Source organism: Clostridium ljungdahlii (genome assembly GCF_001636845.1).
Taxonomy (GTDB): Bacteria; Bacillota; Clostridia; order Clostridiales; family Clostridiaceae; genus Clostridium_B; species Clostridium_B ljungdahlii_A.
Genome location: NZ_LITT01000014.1, coordinates 39,316 through 57,058 on the forward strand (window position 1 = coordinate 39,316; position 17,743 = coordinate 57,058).

Annotated in this window: 17 protein-coding genes; 5 read left to right on the forward strand and 12 right to left on the reverse strand. The window is 30.9% G+C overall.

Features of this window, described 5'->3' with window-relative positions:
• Positions 1-3: 3 nt before the first annotated feature.
• Positions 4-1,110 carry an anti-sigma factor family protein gene (locus tag WY13_RS08240; protein WP_063555218.1) on the reverse strand — a complete coding sequence of 369 codons (1,107 nt, stop codon included), beginning with the start codon at positions 1,108-1,110 and terminating at the stop codon, positions 4-6.
• Positions 1,111-1,113: 3 nt separating this feature from the next.
• Positions 1,114-1,644 carry an RNA polymerase sigma factor SigX gene (locus tag WY13_RS08245; RefSeq protein WP_063555219.1) on the reverse strand — a complete coding sequence of 177 codons (531 nt, stop codon included), beginning with the start codon at positions 1,642-1,644 and terminating at the stop codon, positions 1,114-1,116.
• 223 nt (positions 1,645-1,867) lie between these two features.
• Here WY13_RS08245 and WY13_RS08250 point away from each other — a divergent pair, with 223 nt between their 5' ends.
• From WY13_RS08250 to WY13_RS08265, 4 genes are all read left to right on the forward strand, one after another.
• Positions 1,868-2,095, forward strand: coding sequence for a DUF2164 domain-containing protein (locus WY13_RS08250; RefSeq protein ID WP_063555220.1), 228 nt, complete (start codon positions 1,868-1,870; stop codon positions 2,093-2,095).
• 31 nt (positions 2,096-2,126) lie between these two features.
• Positions 2,127-2,957 carry a pentapeptide repeat-containing protein gene (locus WY13_RS08255; RefSeq protein ID WP_063555221.1) on the forward strand — a complete coding sequence of 277 codons (831 nt, stop codon included), beginning with the start codon at positions 2,127-2,129 and terminating at the stop codon, positions 2,955-2,957.
• A 268-nt stretch (positions 2,958-3,225) separates the two neighbouring features.
• The gene (locus WY13_RS08260; protein WP_063555222.1) at positions 3,226-3,888 is read left to right on the forward strand and encodes a chloramphenicol acetyltransferase; all 663 of its coding nucleotides are present in this window, start codon (positions 3,226-3,228) and stop codon (positions 3,886-3,888) included.
• A 112-nt stretch (positions 3,889-4,000) separates the two neighbouring features.
• Positions 4,001-4,555, forward strand: a complete 555-nt coding sequence (locus WY13_RS08265; RefSeq protein WP_063555223.1) for a rubrerythrin family protein — start codon at positions 4,001-4,003, stop codon at positions 4,553-4,555.
• 214 nt (positions 4,556-4,769) lie between these two features.
• On the opposite strand, the gene WY13_RS08270 is transcribed toward WY13_RS08265, so the two are convergent.
• From WY13_RS08270 to WY13_RS08310, 9 genes are all read right to left on the reverse strand, one after another.
• Positions 4,770-5,747 carry a Gfo/Idh/MocA family protein gene (locus tag WY13_RS08270; protein WP_063555224.1) on the reverse strand — a complete coding sequence of 326 codons (978 nt, stop codon included), beginning with the start codon at positions 5,745-5,747 and terminating at the stop codon, positions 4,770-4,772.
• 153 nt (positions 5,748-5,900) lie between these two features.
• Positions 5,901-7,613: a sensor domain-containing diguanylate cyclase gene (locus WY13_RS08275; protein WP_063555225.1), complete on the reverse strand. Its 1,713-nt coding sequence runs from the start codon at positions 7,611-7,613 to the stop codon at positions 5,901-5,903.
• A gap of 168 nt (positions 7,614-7,781) precedes the next feature.
• A complete protein-coding gene (locus WY13_RS08280) occupies positions 7,782-8,276 on the reverse strand; it encodes a hypothetical protein (protein ID WP_063555226.1) in 495 nt (164 codons plus the stop codon).
• Between the two features lie 217 nt (positions 8,277-8,493).
• Positions 8,494-9,798 carry an amidohydrolase gene (locus tag WY13_RS08285; RefSeq protein WP_063555227.1) on the reverse strand — a complete coding sequence of 435 codons (1,305 nt, stop codon included), beginning with the start codon at positions 9,796-9,798 and terminating at the stop codon, positions 8,494-8,496.
• A gap of 31 nt (positions 9,799-9,829) precedes the next feature.
• A complete protein-coding gene (locus WY13_RS08290; protein WP_242866389.1) occupies positions 9,830-11,596 on the reverse strand; it encodes an adenine deaminase C-terminal domain-containing protein in 1,767 nt (588 codons plus the stop codon).
• A gap of 33 nt (positions 11,597-11,629) precedes the next feature.
• Positions 11,630-12,688 (reverse strand): ABC transporter substrate-binding protein, encoded by a 1,059-nt coding sequence (locus tag WY13_RS08295; protein WP_063555228.1) that lies wholly within the window; start codon positions 12,686-12,688, stop codon positions 11,630-11,632.
• Positions 12,689-12,691: 3 nt separating this feature from the next.
• Complete coding sequence (locus WY13_RS08300; protein WP_063555229.1) at positions 12,692-13,753, reverse strand: ABC transporter ATP-binding protein; 1,062 nt, start codon at positions 13,751-13,753, stop codon at positions 12,692-12,694.
• A gap of 16 nt (positions 13,754-13,769) precedes the next feature.
• The gene (locus tag WY13_RS08305) at positions 13,770-14,552 is read right to left on the reverse strand and encodes an ABC transporter permease (RefSeq protein WP_063555230.1); all 783 of its coding nucleotides are present in this window, start codon (positions 14,550-14,552) and stop codon (positions 13,770-13,772) included.
• A gap of 1 nt (position 14,553) precedes the next feature.
• The gene (locus WY13_RS08310; protein WP_063555231.1) at positions 14,554-15,381 is read right to left on the reverse strand and encodes an ABC transporter permease; all 828 of its coding nucleotides are present in this window, start codon (positions 15,379-15,381) and stop codon (positions 14,554-14,556) included.
• A 265-nt stretch (positions 15,382-15,646) separates the two neighbouring features.
• Between WY13_RS08310 and WY13_RS08315 the strand changes: the two genes are divergently transcribed.
• On the forward strand, positions 15,647-16,684 hold the full coding sequence (locus WY13_RS08315; RefSeq protein ID WP_063555232.1) for a threonine aldolase family protein: 1,038 nt from the start codon (positions 15,647-15,649) through the stop codon (positions 16,682-16,684).
• Positions 16,685-16,918: 234 nt separating this feature from the next.
• Here the strand turns inward: WY13_RS08315 and WY13_RS08320 are convergent.
• Positions 16,919-17,743, reverse strand: an 825-nt coding sequence (locus WY13_RS08320; RefSeq protein WP_242866391.1) for a reverse transcriptase domain-containing protein, incomplete at its 5' end; no start/stop codon positions are given.

Genomic DNA, 17,743 nt, shown 5'->3' on the forward strand with positions numbered 1-17,743 from the left:
TTATCACCTCATAGACTTTGCTGTTTCCAGTAATTTATTTTTATCTACATTACCATCAATACTAATTAAAACATTGTCTTTAAGAATTAAAATGGAAGAATGTTTCTTTCCCTTGTCATTTTGGTTGGTATCAAAGCATCCAATGGCTTTCATGCCATTTATATTCATTTCTTCAGCTTTACCTCCTACATTAGGAATATACAAAGTACTTTTCCAATCCTTTATGGATTTCAACTGCTGCTGCATATCATATGGTAGTATAGAAAGATCTGATAGAGCATTGAATATTTCATCTACATCTACATCATTAGGTGCTGTAATTTCTGGCATTTTGGTTTCTGACACAGCTATACGCTCACCATTTGTTGAATCTTCATACATAATGCTTAACGCTCCAGTCATGTTTAAAGAAAAAGTTTTTCCATCTAAGTCTTTAGGAAATAGCTTTTTTCCTCCTAAAGATTTAAGAAGTTCATTTATATTTTCTACATTTAAAGTAAAATCCATTTTTGAAGGCTTATCTATTGAAATATTCTTTACTTCCTTCGATTGTATATTTTGAGGTATAGATATTGTAAATGGCAGTGTTTTTTTTGCTTCATCTATAGTAACATTTTTTTGTTCACCACCCTGGTATTTAACTTTACCTATTTTATCAATGTTAATATCTGACTTACGATCTTGGAGCTCAGTTTTGAGCTTTTTAATATCATCCAATGGAATATTTACACTTTTAATATCCTTTGCTCTAAAAATTGAAACTGCACTCATAACTGATGCTCTTATAGGCCCTACAGAAACACAAGTAGTTATGACAAGTGCTGCACAAGCAGCCGCTGCTATTTTTTTATACTTTTTCATATTTTTAAACTCTCCTTTTTTATTTTTTGCTTGAATATCCCTATTTTCTATTTCTACATGATTTATATTAAATTCTTTCTCATAATCCTGAAGCTTTTCCACAGCAAAACTATTCATAGACTTCAATTCTTTATAAACTTCTTTGCATTTTTCACATTGAAAAAGGTGCATTTCTACTTCTTTTATTTCAGTATTACTAAGTTCTCCATCAATATATGCTTGAATGCTTCCTTCACTTAGACACTTCACTTTTTATTCACCTCTCTCTTCTAAATTTAAGTAGTTCTCCTTAAATTTTCTTTGTGCTCTCGATATAAGTGTGCCTACAGAATTTTTATCTACTCCAATTATTTCTGCAATTTCACTATATTTGTATCCTGAAAACTTAAGAATCAGACACATACGATCTCTAGGTGGAAGTGTATTTAGTACTTTTTTAGTTAAATCTACTTCACAATTATTAATTGCAACCTCTTCAATTGAAATAACGTTATCTGTTTCTTTTTTGTAAATCATCTCATTTTTTCCTTCATGAATTTTCTTATTTCTTATATAATTGTAGGAAGTATTGGTAGAAACCTTATTTAACCATGCAGCAATGTTATTGTGGTCAGGTGGTGAATTATATAACTTCATAAATACTTCCTGTGCCAAATCTTCAGCTGCATGCATGTCCCCAGTAAGGTAGGAAATTCTTCTGAAGATGGTGTCATAATATTTCTCATATACAGCTTTAAAATTTTGCTCATATTTCTTCTTCTTAAAATAACTGATAACACCCATATTTTTGACTTTATTCCTCCTTCTAGGTACTCTTGTTCAAAAGCTTCTGATTAATATATTCTAGAATATACCTGATACCTTTTTTGTTAAATTTGGTATCTATAATATTAACACATAAGTATTAAAAATTATGACAAGAATTATGATATAATTAATAAACTGTTTTAGTCTATACTGTTATAGAATTATGAAAAATAATAATTTTAAATGGAGGTATGCTATAATGAACAAAATTAAATTAAGCAAAGAAAAAAAGCAGGAAATGATTTCTACAATAAAGAACTATTTTCTAAACGAAAGAGATGAAGAATTAGGTGACTTAGCCTCAGGCTTGATACTAGATTTTATAGTAGAAGAATTAGCTCCAGAATTTTATAATCAGGGAGTTTATGATTGTTATAAATATATTACTGATAGAAATGAAGATTTATTATCCCTTCAAATATATTAACTTATATGCAAATTAGGAGAATGTTAAAAATATGATATATACACATGAAGATAAACGTAATAAAGAATTGAGAGCTGACTGTAAAAAATGTTTTGGATTATGCTGCATTGCATTATACTTCTCAGCGTCCGAAGGTTTTCCAACTAACAAAGACGCAGGTAAAGCCTGTATAAATTTGCAATCAGACTTCACCTGCTCTGTTCACAAAAATCTTAGGAACAAAGGTCTTAAAGGTTGTACTGCATATGATTGTTTTGGTGCTGGTCAAAAATTAGCTCAGATTACCTGCAGTGGGCATGATTGGCATCAAAGCTCTGAATATGCTAAGAAAATGTTTGATGCCTTCTTAACTATGAGACAGCTTCACGAAATACTATGGTATCTTTCTGAAGCATATACCCTGCAAACAGATAACAGTATCAAAAAAAATATAAACTCCTTAATTGAAAATACTGAAGGCCTTACTCTTCTTGACGTTGATTCTCTATTATCACTAGATGTAGAAGCTCATAGAAACAAGGTTAATGTAGTACTTAGAAATACAAGCGAGCTTATGCGTTCCAAAGCTCATAGTGGAAAGAACCCTTTATCTCACAGATTAGACTATTTTGGTGCAGACCTGAGAAAAACTAATCTTAGAGGTGCAGACTTAAGGGGAACGTGCCTTATTGCTGCAAATCTTAGAGGAGTTGATTTAAGTTATGCTGATCTCATTGGAGCTGATTTGCGAGATGCTGATCTCAGCGGAGCCAATCTCTCAAAAATCATCTTTCTTACTCAGTCCCAAATCAATACAGCTAAGGGTAATTCCCATACAAAACTACCTATGGTGATAATTCGCCCAAGCTATTGGTCAAAATAATTATAGCTAATATTATTAAATAAACAGAGTTCTTGGCATCAGATGGAGTTTTAACTCCACCTGATACTTAGAAATCGTTATCTAGGGACGTAGCTGCTCGCAACGTACACTTGGAGAAGGGAGTATTAGAGCAGGTAGTCATCGGATAAACATCCTAGGAAAGCCATTTTTGACTTCCCTTAAAAAATGTTATAATTAGGATATAATTAAATTATAATATAGTACCCATTTGTAAAATAGTGTACTTAAAGGAATGAGGGGTTAGTTTATGTTTCATGTAGTTGATTTTCAAAAATGGGAAAGGCGTGAACACTTTAAATATTATACTGAACAGCTTAAATGTGCCTATAGTATTACCGCAAATCTTGATGTTACTTTATTTAAGGAATCATTAAAAAAGAATAATTTAAAATTTTATCCTTCATTTATATATTGTGTTAGTTATAACATAAATTCTATGCCGGAATTTCGTATGCGTCTTGGGGAAAACAGCCAATTAATTGTATATGATATTGTCCATCCTAACTATACAATTTTTCATAAAGATGATCATACATTTTCAGACATTTGGTCAGAATATACAGATGACTTTTATAAATTTTATGATAATTATAAATGTGATATGGAAAAATACTCACATATTAAAGGTGTAAAAATTAAGGCAAACCAGCCTAAAAATTTCTACTGCATATCTTGTGTCCCATGGCTCACATTTACAGGATATTCAACATACAGCAGCGAATCCAGTCCATCTTTGATGCCAATTATAACCTATGGAAAATATCATGAAGAAAACGGAAAATGGTTAATGCCATTTACTGTAACGATATCACACGCAGTGGCTGATGGATATCATGTAAGCAAATTAATTAACAGCATACAAGAAACAATAGATAAATTTAATATTGAAAAAAATAAAGCAGTTTTATGAGTAATATGCTATCGTAAGTTATGTAGTCAATTTAATTTACCATATGAATATGAATATTAATATGTATTATAGATAATAATACATATTACAGATATGAAAGGATGTGTATAAAATGGCATTAAATAATGCAATGACCGCTGATTTTTTAAGATCTGCATATGGTGGAGAAAGTATGGCTCATATGAGATATCTTATTTGGGGAGATCATGCTGAGAAAGCTGGATATTCTAACATTGCTAGACTTTTTAGAGGCATAGCCTATGCAGAATGGGCACATGCTAAAAATCATTTCAATGTACTTAAAAATCAAGTTGGTGACAATACAGTTGCAGCTGGTGCTGTATTTGGAAATACCGATATTGTAGAAAACCTTCAGGGAGCAATAAATGGAGAACTTCATGAAGTAGATCAAATGTATCCTGTATATCTTGAAACTGCAAGATTTCAAAATGAAAAAGATGCTGAAAGGTCATTTCATTATGCACTAGAAGCTGAAAAACTACATGCAAATATGTTTAAAGGTGCACAGGAATCAGCTAAATCAGGAAAAGATATTCCAAATCAAAAGATATATGTTTGTCCAATTTGTGGATACACATACATGGGCGATAATGTAGGTGACTGTCCAGTTTGTGGTGCAAAGAAAGAAATCTTCAAAGAATTTTAATATCAACACTATTTTTAACGTTTTCCCATCAAGTGATCCTTAGACTCAGGTGAAACTTGCTTATGTGTGAGTCGCTTTCACTGTGTGTGATGGAAGGGTTACGGATGGTAGCCATCGGACAAAATATATTGAGCCTGCCTTAAAATACTTTCGAGACAGACTCAATCTTAAATCAACAATCTAGCATACTGACTAGTTATTTCTTTGAAAATGCCTAAACATCTGCTGGAAATTTAATCCCCATTTTTCTTCTCGCTTCATCCATTATACTAAGTTCCATAAGGGAACACTTATTATACTCATCTGCATTTCCTTTTGTTTGAATAAGTCTAATTAACTCTTCTACTTCGTAATACATATTCTTATCATATTTATTGATATTTATATCTTCTTCTTTTCCGTTATTATATATAATAGTAATTTCTCTTGTATCCGGTATTTCTTTTATAATCATACATCCCTTCTCACCTTGAATTTGACTTGGTAATTTAGAGTTAGTAATCTTAGAGTATAAAAGTTCCCCCTGCATATTTTCATATTCAACTATAATGGTTCCAGCACCCTCCACTCCATTTTGTAAAATTACAGAATTTGCATATATACTTTTAGGCATTCCAAATAGCTTAACTAATGGATGAACACAATATACCCCAATATCCATTAGTGCCCCATTAGAAAAGATAGGATTAAATGCATTTTCAATAATTCCTTTCTTGAAGTTATCATATCTAGAGGAATATTGACAATATTGAAATGTAACTCTTCTAATAGTTCCAAGCTTACTAAGGTTATTCTCTATGGCCTTAAACCCCGGATCAAATACAGAACGCATTGCCTCTAAAAGAATTACTCCATTTTCTTTAGCTACTTTTATCATCTGCTCTAATTCCTTTTTATTGGATGCTATAGTTTTTTCACACAATACATGTTTTTTACCCTTTAGCATTTTAATTGACTGAAAAGCATGAAAACTATTTGGACTGGCTATATAAACAGCATCTACTTCTCTACTTGCTGCAAGTTCATCTAAATCATCATATGCCAATGCAGCATCGTATTTACTCCCATATTCTAAAGCTCTTTCCTTTGTCCTTGAATACACTGCAGTGAGTTCAAAATTCTTGCATAACTTAGCTGCTTCTATGAACTTATCAGTGATTTTATTTGTTCCTATTACAGCAAATTTCACCATTATGATTCCCTCCTCTTTTAAATATTTAAATTATATCAAATAAGCTGTTGGATAGCCAACAACTTATTTATGTTATTGTTTTTTACTATTAACATACGCTTCAACTTTGTCAATTAAAGGTTGACATACTAATTAATTAGTGCAGCAATTTAGTTATACTACAATTTTATTTCTTCCACTATTCTTAGCTTCATATAATAAATCATCAACAATTTTTATACATTCCATATTTGTATTTGACTTATTTTCATACAATCCGCCACTTATAGTAACTTTTATTCCATATTCCCATGGAAAAGTATTGATCTTATTTCTGATTCTTTCTCCTATTTCTACTGACGCTTTCTGCTTAGTATTAGGTAAAATGACAATAAACTCTTCCCCACCATATCTTCCTGCATAACCCGTATCACCTATACATTTCATTATTATTTTACTCACATCGCTTAAAACCTTGTCTCCCTGTAAATGCCCATAATTGTCATTAATCAATTTAAAATAATCCACATCAAACATCATTATGCTAAATATTTCACCTTCATTTATATATTTTTTTATAGCCTTATCTAATATTTTTTCAATATAATTTCTTTTATATAATCCTGTAAGGTCATCTCTAATAAATTTTTCATATATAATACGATTTTCTATTTTTAGTTTTTCTGCATTAATTATCTCATCAGAATATTGCATTACAATTACATAGGTTTCTAAAAAAGCAAAAATAAGCATACCTACCTGAAAACCATACCTGCCATATATCATCCCATTATTTATGAGTACATCATTTGCTGCTGTAGCAATTAAAGCAATAAATGCCACAAATGATATTATCTCTTCCTTTTTTCTTGCTTTTTTTACAAAAAATAACAATATGCCAATCAAAATAAATATCAAAATAGCTTCACCTAAAAAAGATAATCTATCGTAAAAAGTATTATTAGTTATAAGGCATATAGTGGTAAAGAATATTGAAAAGCAAAATGATATATTAACTAACTTTTTAGGAAAGCCTGGGAACAATTCCTTTAAAAGCAAAACATAAATCAGTATGTATAAATAGTATGTAATTGCCGCTGTTTTGCTAAGCAATTCAAAAGGCATATTTGGAAAAATGTGCACAATTATTCTTTCATTTAAAAACAAACACCTTAGCTGTGTAAGCAAGCATAATATAGAAAAATGCAGAAAAAATTTATTATTCTTCAAACGTGTATACAAGCATAAAAATAGCAATTCTACAATAAATAGGACTCCTATTATAATTAAATCACCACCTGCATTTACTATGAATTTATTCATAATTCTATCCTTAAGACCAAGATCAAAAGGTTTTAATACTGGATAAAGGATTCTGTAATTGGATGCTTGAATTACTATATCAGCAGCTCCATTTTGTGCTGTAAAATATGTATAACTTGACAAGTATATAGATTTTTCTTTCTCATAACTTTTACCTACCTGGCCCACTTGTCCTTGTAAAACGCCATTCACCCAAATCTTTGAAGCTGACAAAAAACTTCCTATTCTAAGCCCATAAACAACCCCTTCTGGAAGAAATATTTTCAAATGCACTGTCATATATCCAGTATTTTTCCCGTTTAGCTGTGTTGTCAGTTTATCTGGTAAAATTAAATACTTATCAGCTTTTTCATACTTCACTTGTTCTGGTTTAAGAAGTTTATTAACATACAGCTCCAATTGCCCTTCAATCTTTACATTTCCTCTTCGCTCAAAATCATAATTGCTTAAATTTAGAATTCCTTTATCTGCCTTAATATGACTATGCATATTAGAATCATTAAAAGCTGGAGATATGCCTACTAACAATGCTATAAGAATAATAGGTAAAATAAATTTTTTCATACGATACCTCCGGTTAACAGTGTATTATTAAAATATTATTACATACTTACTGTATTATCAATGTCACAAATTAACATACTATTTATATATATTCTTATTATAAATAAAACAAGTGTAAATGTTATTTGTAGTAACCTAACATCTACACCATAGAATAAGCAGCATTTACTATTTAGATTTAACTTCGTAATAGGCTGTTTTATGTGTAACAACACTGTCCGAAGTTTTGTTGTTATTATATTGAACAACATCTACCTTATGTTTTCCTACTTTAAGGGCATCACCTTTAAGATTTATAGAAGATTGGCTTTCTGCCAATTGTTCTTTAGCATTTAGCGCACCATCTACAAATATATAACTTAAATTTTTACCATTAAAGCCACTTGTATTTACTCCAATTTGTTCAATTTGAGTATTTTTATCTGCATATATAACTGGGACAGCTCCATTTTGCGATGTACCAGACGGAGTAGAAATATAAAAGGTACCTGTACCCATATCAGCCTGTAGATTTTTAGGAATTTGCATAACGTCATTTTTTGCTTGTTCTGTTGCATTTTTTGCTTTATCCTTCACCTCAGTAACACTCTTTTGAATTCCACAGCCTACCAAATTTATAATAAGCAATGAAATTGCCATAATTAAAGAAAGCTTTTTTTTCATTTAAACATCTCCTTTGCCTTAGGCATTTGAAGGAAAATAACAAGTCAAAAATAGGCTAGCATACTGACTGGTTATTTCTTTGGAAATGCCTTATACATAATAATATATTTTTATTATGCTTATTTCTCAAAATAATATTAATTTCAATATTTTATATAAGGAAAAAACGGATAGTTTTACTCTATCCGTTTTTTCCTTATATATATTTAACTTTTCTTTAGAAAAATTTAATTATACTATTTTTAATGCTATTTATTTTATCTATAATATCATCAATATCTATACCTATGAGTTTTCTACTCTTTACAAGGACTTTACCATTTATAATTACTGTATCCACATTTGCTGGATTGGCAGAATAAACTACCGCTGAATAATAATCATATATAGGCTGCATATTAATGGAGTTGGTTTCTATTATAACTAAGTCCGCATTTTTTCCCTTCTCAATAGATCCTATAGTTTTATCCATATTCAATGCTCTTGCACCGCCAATGGTTGCCATTTCAACTATTTCAGAAGCTGGTAAAAGAGTTCTATCTCTATTAACCAGTTTATGAATTTTCCCAACAAGAGACATTTGAGTTATTATATCAAGAGTATTGCCACTCATTGGTCCATCAGTTCCAAGTCCTATTTTCATACCTCTTTTATACATTTTAACTGCTGGTGAAACTCCCTTTGCTCCCTTTGAATTTGCACCTATATTGTGAGCTATTCCAATTTTAGTTTTGCAAACAATCTCCAAATCCTCATTGGTTATATTTATTAAATGTGCTGCTACAAAATTTTCATCTAAAATTCCTATACTATTTAAATATTGTACAGGTGTCATGTTGTATTCTTTTTTATACTTTTCAGTTTCATAATCCATTTCTGCCACATGCATCATCATTGGAATACCGTATTTTTGAGAAATATTATGTGCTTTTACTAAATGCTCAGTATCATTACTATAGGGAGCATGAGGTGCTATTGCTGGAGTTATTAATTCTTCTTTTCCCCAATTTTTTATAAATTCATCAGCATATTCAATTCCTCCATAGGATTCTTTAGAATCTGGTGATGGAAAATTAAGTACTGTTTCACCTAGTACTGCACGGATTCCCATTTTCTTTGCGGCCTTTGCAACTTCATCTTCAAAGTAATACATATCAGCTAATGTTGTAACTCCTCCTAATAGCATTTCTGCTATTCCAGCTCTTGCTCCTTCATAAACAAACTTGCTATCGACAAACTTGCTTTCAAGTGGAAATATATACTTCTTAAGCCTGTCAGCTAAATCATCTCCAAGACTTCTAAATGGCAGCATTGATGCATGAGTATGGGTATTTACCATGCCAGGCATTAATATTCCGTTATTTCCATCTATTACTTTCTCTCCATCATACTTTTTTAAAAGTTCACTTTTTCCTATATCCTCAATTATACTTCCATTTACAACTACTACTCCATTTTCTATTACTTCTTTTTCTTTATTCATAGTAATTATATTTACATTTTTTATTATTGTTCTATTCATGCAATCATCCTCGTATAAATAATTTTTATATTTATTCACAAAATAAACTTACTATTTCCTGGGTATTAACTCTTATAAGACCTTTATCTGTAATTTTTAGTTCTGGGCTTACTGGAAGAGATAGCGTACTAAAAGACATTATTTCATTATTATGTTTATATCCAAGTTTCTTTAATGCCATCCTCACTTCTTTTAAATTTAAAGCTATGGACTCGATTGGTTCTTCAGACAATATACCACCAACAGGAAGAGTTAGGCTTGCTACAACTTTTCCATCCAAAGCTGCACAATAGCCGCCATTATTCTTAATAACCCAATTTGCTGCTGCTTTCATATCTTCTGCATTTCTTCCCATTACCATTAAATTATGATGGTCATGCGCATAGCTAGAAGCAACTGCTCCTCTTTGGATTATGCTGCCTGAAACAAGTCCATAAGATCTTTTTTTAGTATTATCATATCTATTGAAAACTGTAATAAGTGCATGCTTAGAAGTTTCAAAAGAAAGCCTCCAGTCTTTCACTTCTACAAGATCACTTTCTTCTTTTGTAAATGTACTATCACTTTGAACCTTCATTATTCTACATTTTACTTTACCCTCTTTTACAGGTGCTTTAACTGAAAAATCCGAGTCACTAACTGGATTCATCTTTATGCTTTTATAAAAATTCTCTGGAAATTCATGTTCTTTTTTCTGGCTAATATACTTACATGCAAGTTGGCCATTTTTATATACTTCATTTATACTAAATGATTTTAAATCATCCAATAAAATAAAATCAGCTATCTTTCCAGGTGCAATGCTCCCTCTATCATAAAAATTCATTCTTCTTGCTGGAATAAAAGTACTTGCATAAACAGCCATTTCCGGCTTCATGCCCATGTCAATAGCTTTTTTAACAAGCCCATTCAAATGTGAAGTAATTAATTTATCTGCCATTGTATCATCAGTAACAAAGCAAAAGTGCTCATATAGATCATTGGAAATTAAATATTCCATGTTTTCTTTCGTCATTGATTTTTCCTGAATTTCTAAAAACATGCCATTTGATATCTTTTCCTCAATGGATTTTGGATTTTGCTGGGTGTGGTCTGCATCTACCCCTTGATATATGTATCTCGCTAGATCAAGTCCTGATATTTTAGGACAGTGACCTTCTATTTTGAAGTGAGGTTTTTCTCTTCTTATCAATTTAATTATATCATTTATAAGTGAATCTTCACTATAAACTAAATCCTTAAAATTCATAACTTCACCAATGCACCATATACGGTCATTTTTTATAAGTTCTGATACTTCTTTTATACCTATTTGTCCACCTGTAGTTTCAAGTTTAACTGATGTTGATGGTACAGAACTTGGAATGCCATAAAATATATCCATTATATGCTGCCTGTCAGAATTTATCATAGCTTTTATGCCTTCTATTCCAAATACATTTGCAATTTCGTGTGGGTCAGCAACAACTGTTGTAACTCCATTCTTAATGACAGCATTTGCAAAGTTCGTTGGTGTAGTCATTGAACTTTCAATATGCATATGTATATCAATAAGGCCAGGTATTAGATATTTCTTATTACCTTCTATAATCTTTCTTGCACTTATTTTTTCATGACAATCATTACCTATATATAAAAACCTTCCATTTAATATTGATACATCACCGTATATAAATTTTTTAAAATAAGCATTAAAAATATAAACATTTTTTATGATTAGATCTGCTTTCATATGATCACCTTTCTTAAACGTAAATAAGGCATCTGAAAAAATAAGTTCATCAGCATATGGATTCATTATTTTTCAGATGCCTTCTATTTAAAATTAAAACTAATTATTGTAAATTTTATTCCACTTATCAATCCAGTCTTTATTGTTCTTATTTATAAATTTAAAATCCAAAACATTTGATTTTTCAACTTCATCTCCATATGTTAGGCCCTGTGTTTCCGTACCTTGTAATTTTACATCGCTGTTAACTGGTGATTCGCCTACATCTTTAGATGTTTTTTGTTCAACTTCTGCACTTAATACATAATTTATAAATTTCAATGCTAACTCTTTATTTTTTGAACTCTTTACTATATTTACAGTATTAAAGTTAAGATATGCTCCTTCGCCTGGATCAACAAATTTTACTGAAGGAACTGCTTTTTTAATTGAACCATAAACAAAATCCGCAGCAACTGCAGCTGTTATTTCTCCATTAGAAAACATATTTACAAGATCAGAAGATTTAGTATATGTCTTAACTACATTTGGCTTTAAAGCTTGAAGTGATTTAAATGCATCTGCACAATTATCACTTGTCACATCAACACCATCCTTCTTTGAGGCTGCACAAACCATAGCAGGTCCAAATGTTGTTGTTATATCTGGTATTGCTATTTTACCCTTAAAATCAGGACTCCATAAATCTTTCCATGAAGCTATATTTCCACTTACTTTTTCAGGATTATAAACTATAGCTGCTCTATTTAAAGTATATGCTGGACCATATCCTTCAGTTATAAACTTTTGTGCCTTAGGTATTACTTTCTTTGCATTTGGTACTTTACTATAATCAATTTTTTCAAATAATCCATCTTGTATGCCTTCTTCAGAAAAAGATTCTGCAAGGTACATTATATCAACGTTACTGTTTGGATTATTTTTGAGTTTAGTTAATCTTTCTCCATTATTTCCTGTTTCCAAAACTATTTTTACATTGTTTGCTTTCTCAAAAGGCTTAAAAACATCTTTTTGAAGGGCATCTTCATTTAACCCCCATGTTGATATTACAAGCTGCTTTTGATCATTTTTTGAATCTGTACTTTGCGCTGCACTTCCACATCCAGAAAGGGTTGATAGCAAAAATATGGATGCTAAAGCTAAAGGTAATTTTTTCATTTTTTATTCCTCCTCAGATTTTTTAACAATTATTAATTTATTTGAAGGTAAATAAAGCTTTACCTCATTTCCAATATCATACACTTCATCATTTCCATTGTTTACAATAATTGATCCAAGCTTTGTATTGACAGAATATTGGTATGCTTTTCCCAAATATGTTCTAATTTCGATTGTTCCATCTAGTATATTTTTATTGCCTGTAAAATCAGATGCTAATATTTTAATATCATCAGGTCTTATAGTAGCTTTTATTTTACCAGGAACATCTTCATGATTTTTAATGTGAATTTCAATATTGTGATCTGCATTAAATACATCATCTTTAACATATTCTAAGTCAATAAAATTTTCGAATCCTACAAACTTTGCAACAAATTCTGTATTAGGCTTTGAATATATTTTTTCTGGAGTATCATATTGTTCAATTGCACCTTTATTCATTACTGCAACTTTATCTGATATGGAAAAACATTCTTCTTGATCATGAGTTACAAAAACAGTTGTAATTCCAAAACGCTGCTGTAATTTCCTAATTTCTACCCTCATTTTCAACCTCAATTTAGCATCTAAATTACTAAGTGGCTCATCCAGCAAAAGAAGATCAGGTTTTATAACAAGTGCTCTAGCTATAGCAACTCTCTGTCTTTGTCCTCCTGACAATTCTGCAGGATACCTTTTGCCATATTCTTTTAAATCTACTATTTCAAGAAATTTGTTAACTGACTCAGTTATAGTTTTTTTATCTACATTTCTCATCTTAAGTCCAAAAGCTATATTATCAAAAACATTGAGATGAGGGAAAAGTGCATAACTTTGAAATACCATTCCAAAATTTCTCTTATTAACAGGTATTTTAGTATAATCCTTACCATCAAATATAAATTGACCACCTGTTGGCTCTAAAAAGCCGCTTATTACTCTCAATGTAGTAGTCTTTCCACACCCGCTTGGTCCAAGAAGTGAAACCAACTTTCCCTTTTCAATATCAAGGTTTAATTTTTTTAATATATTTGTTTTTCCATCATAAGAAACTGCAATATCTTTTAAATTTATTAAAGCCATGTAGCACCTCCATATTTTATTTTGTAAAATAATTTAATCCCAAAGTTTTCTCAACAATAAACATTATTATAATAGTCATAAACATCAATATGACTGAAAGAGCTGAAACACTAGGGTCATAATTGTATTCAACATAACTCATCATACTTATTGGCAGCGTACTGACTCCCGGTCCTGTTAAAAATATAGATACAGGTACATTATTGAAGGAATTTATAAATGCCAACATAAAGGCTGCAATTATACCAGATGTTATATTTGGCATGACAACTAGGAAAAATGTTTTTATTCTAGAAGCTCCAAGACTTATAGCAGCTTCTTCAATAGAATAATCCAATCCTCCAAGACTTGAGCCAATGACCCTTATTATATATGGAATTACTATAACAACATGTCCAATTAATAAGCTAGTTAAAATATTCATTTTAAGAGTGATTGTTATAAATCTAAAAAGTGCAAATCCAAGTACTATTCCTGGTATTGTAACTGGTGATAGAAATATATTGTTAATAAACTTTTTCCCTTTAAAATCATTTCTACTAATCACATAACAGGCAGGTATTCCAACAATAAGTGCAATTAAAGTAGCAGCTATGGATACTTCCAAACTTATACCTAACGTACTCATAAAAGTTGGTGACTGAAAAACATGTATAAACCACCTTATTCCAATATGCTTAGGTGGAAATGCTATGAAATTATCTGTTCCAAAAGCGGTTACAGCAACTATCAAAAGCGGTCCAAATAAAAATATGTATACAAGAAATACGAATAATGTAAGCAACTTATTTTTTTTCATTCTATACACCCCTTTCATATAATCTTGATGCAAATTTATTAATTCCAAACATAACAATCAATGTAGCTATGATCATGACAGCAGAAACTACAGAAGCGCCTGTCCAATCACTTAGTGTCATAGCCTTTTGATATATGAGAGTTGCAAGCACTGTGTTTTTATTTCCTCCAAGAAGTTGAGGTGTTGTATACGCTGTTAATGCACCAGTAAAAACAAGAATGCTTCCCACTATCATTCCTGGAACACTTAATGGAAAAATTACCTTAAAAAAGGCTACTATTCTACTAGCACCAAGACTTTGGGCAGCTTCTACAAAATCACTATTAATATTTTCCATTACTCCAACCAAGGAAACAATCATAAGAGGCAAAAATAGATATACACTTCCTATAATTATTGCAAACTCCGTATAAAGAATTTCTCGTGGTTCACTTATAATATGGCAATTTATAAGTAGTGTGTTTATAGCTCCATTTTTACCAAGTATAGTCATCCATGCAAATGCACGAACAATAGAGTTGGTTAAGAGTGGAAATACCGTAAGTGCAAGAAGTAATCCTCTTATTTTTTTATCACTTCTTGATAAATAATAAGAAACTGGTACTCCAAGTACCATACAAACAATAGTCGTTATAATTGCTATTCTAAGCGTACGAAAAAATATGTTCATTAAATAACTATCTTTAAAGAAAGATAAATACAACTTAGGTGTAATACCTTTATCACTTACAACTGTAGGAATTAATATATTTATAAGTGGTGCCATTAAAAAGAACAAAATTATTAAAATTCCAGGTACTAACATTAAATAAAGTACTTTTTTTCTCATTATAAGTAGCCCTCCTTTGTATTTTTAAGTATATTATATTAAGCAAATTATTAATATATGTTTGTGCTATACGAATATTATTGCGTTTTTTCTCCACAACATTCATAATATTATCACTTCACCTTGGAAACGTCAAGCGATTTTGGTCGAAATAAGGGTTTTAGTAAACAAGTTCCAATAGTATTGACTTTTACAACATAAGGTATAACATTTTTAGTAATAGGGAAAAGAAAATTAATGAAAATGTAAGAGGAGGTTTTTGACAATGTATAGTTTTAAAAATGATTATAGTGAAGGAGCTCATCCAAGAATACTAAATGCTTTAGTTGAATCAAATATGGAGCAAACTTCAGGTTATGGTGAAGATATATATACAGAAAAAGCTGTTGAGCTTTTGAAACAAAAAATTAAGCAAAACAATGCTCACATTCACCTGTTTGTTGGAGGCACACAGGCAAATCTCACTGCAATTTCAGCTTTTTTAAGACCCCATGAAGCAGCTATTGCCGCTAATACAGGACATATACTAGTTCACGAGACAGGAGCTATAGAAGCTACAGGGCATAAGATTATCTCTATAAAAGTAAGCAATGGCAAACTAAGTCCCGAAGACATCAAGCCTGCCTTAGATGAACATACTGATGAGCATATGGTAAAACCTAAGCTAGTATACATCTCAAACTCTACGGAAATTGGTTCTATATATAAAAAAAGCGAACTAGAAAAACTAAGCAAATTTTGCAAAGAAAATAAACTGCTTTTATACATAGATGGTGCAAGGTTAGGTTCGGCTCTATGCTCAGAAGAAAATGATGTGGAACTTTCTGATTTAGCTAGATTAGCAGATGCATTCTATATAGGTGGGACCAAAAATGGTGCGCTAATGGGTGAGGCTATGGTCATATGTAATGACTCACTTAAAGAAGATTTCCGATTTTATATTAAACAAAAGGGAGCGCTGCTTGCAAAAGGTAGGCTTCTTGGAATACAATTCTTAGAACTTTTCAAAGATGACTTATATTTTGATTTGGCAAGGCATGCAAATGCCATGGCAGGTTTACTTAGGAAGGAAATCAGTAAGGCTGGATATTCATTTTTGACCCACTCGCCTTCAAATCAGATATTCCCAATCTTACCAAACAAGTTGATTGAAAAGCTTGGGAATAAATATTCTTTTGCAATTTGGCAAAAATCAGATGAATATAACTCTGTTATTCGCCTTGTAACTTCTTGGGCAACAAAAGAGTCTATGGTTTTAGATTTTATTGATGATTTAAAAAAATTTACCGAAATTGATATGTAACCATTTAAATCAAAAGCAAAGGAAAAAGTGCTCCATCCTCACAAGATTAGCACTTTTTTAGATCTATAATTTACGATCTAATCCAATAGCCCTAAAACAAAATAAATGTTCTAAGGATGATTAGTGTTGATAGCACTAATCATTTCTTGAGTAAACATAGGCGTTACCGCCCATGCTCCTCTATAAAACCGTACGTGCCCTATTAAAGCATACGGCTTTTCACATCATATTTAATCATCTATAGAATAAGCTTACGCTTATTTTCGGTTCTAATAATGGAAAAGTTCTCAGTAAACCTTTATAGAATGTTTCTACTGTATAGCTCTCCTTTTGGCTCCTTCTATTTAACCACTTAAAGAGCAACCATTTTACAACATTTTGATAACTCTTCACACTTCTTGTATTATCAGTGACCCCATAATACTGATAGTGTCCTCTTAGTTTCTGATTAATTTTCTTAATCAATTCACCTACTGGCATTATCCTATTCTTCTTAATCCATTCTTTCATTGTCTTAACTTTACTTCTGAATTTCTTCTTACTAGTCTTAACTTTACATCGAAAGAACTCTTTTTTCCTATCTTCACTACAATAGAATGTAAATCCAAGAAAGTCAAAGGTTTCTGGTTTCCCTAATCCTTTATTTCTTCTATTTTGCTTTGCAAATTTCCCAAATTCTAATATCTTAGTTTTATCTAAAGCAAGTTCTAATCCAAATTTACCGAATCTTTCTATTAGCTTTTGGTAAAACCTTTCTGCCTCCCATTTGTTTTGAAAACAACATACAAAATCATCACAATATCTTATCAAATAGGCTTCGCCTTTACATTTCCTTTTGATTTTAACATCAAACCAATAGTCCAGTACATAATGTAAATATATATTTGCAAGTACTGGAGATGCTCCATTACCTTGCGGTGTTCCTCTTTCACTGTCTAGATATTTACCTTTTTCCATTATTCCAGCTTTTAAGAATTTCTTAATTATCTCTATAAATTTCTTATCTGCGATATCATGTTCCAAGAACTTTATTAACCATTCATGGTCAACATTATTAAA

What these genes read in the sequence shown, in the direction of transcription:
- WY13_RS08255 (WP_063555221.1), top strand. Translation starts at nt 2,127, where the DNA reads ATGATATATACACATGAAGATAAACGTAATAAAGAATTGAGAGCTGAC.
- WY13_RS08310 (WP_063555231.1), bottom strand. Translation starts at nt 15,381, where the DNA reads ATGAGAAAAAAAGTACTTTATTTAATGTTAGTACCTGGAATTTTAATA.
- WY13_RS08300 (WP_063555229.1), bottom strand. Translation starts at nt 13,753, where the DNA reads ATGGCTTTAATAAATTTAAAAGATATTGCAGTTTCTTATGATGGAAAA.
- WY13_RS08295 (WP_063555228.1), bottom strand. Translation starts at nt 12,688, where the DNA reads ATGAAAAAATTACCTTTAGCTTTAGCATCCATATTTTTGCTATCAACC.
- WY13_RS08280 (WP_063555226.1), bottom strand. Translation starts at nt 8,276, where the DNA reads ATGAAAAAAAAGCTTTCTTTAATTATGGCAATTTCATTGCTTATTATA.
- WY13_RS08285 (WP_063555227.1), bottom strand. Translation starts at nt 9,798, where the DNA reads ATGAATAGAACAATAATAAAAAATGTAAATATAATTACTATGAATAAA.
- WY13_RS08315 (WP_063555232.1), top strand. Translation starts at nt 15,647, where the DNA reads ATGTATAGTTTTAAAAATGATTATAGTGAAGGAGCTCATCCAAGAATA.
- WY13_RS08250 (WP_063555220.1), top strand. Translation starts at nt 1,868, where the DNA reads ATGAACAAAATTAAATTAAGCAAAGAAAAAAAGCAGGAAATGATTTCT.
- WY13_RS08305 (WP_063555230.1), bottom strand. Translation starts at nt 14,552, where the DNA reads ATGAAAAAAAATAAGTTGCTTACATTATTCGTATTTCTTGTATACATA.
- WY13_RS08275 (WP_063555225.1), bottom strand. Translation starts at nt 7,613, where the DNA reads ATGAAAAAATTTATTTTACCTATTATTCTTATAGCATTGTTAGTAGGC.
- WY13_RS08260 (WP_063555222.1), top strand. Translation starts at nt 3,226, where the DNA reads ATGTTTCATGTAGTTGATTTTCAAAAATGGGAAAGGCGTGAACACTTT.
- WY13_RS08245 (WP_063555219.1), bottom strand. Translation starts at nt 1,644, where the DNA reads ATGGGTGTTATCAGTTATTTTAAGAAGAAGAAATATGAGCAAAATTTT.
- WY13_RS08265 (WP_063555223.1), top strand. Translation starts at nt 4,001, where the DNA reads ATGGCATTAAATAATGCAATGACCGCTGATTTTTTAAGATCTGCATAT.
- WY13_RS08290 (WP_242866389.1), bottom strand. Translation starts at nt 11,596, where the DNA reads ATGAATCCATATGCTGATGAACTTATTTTTTCAGATGCCTTATTTACG.
- WY13_RS08270 (WP_063555224.1), bottom strand. Translation starts at nt 5,747, where the DNA reads ATGGTGAAATTTGCTGTAATAGGAACAAATAAAATCACTGATAAGTTC.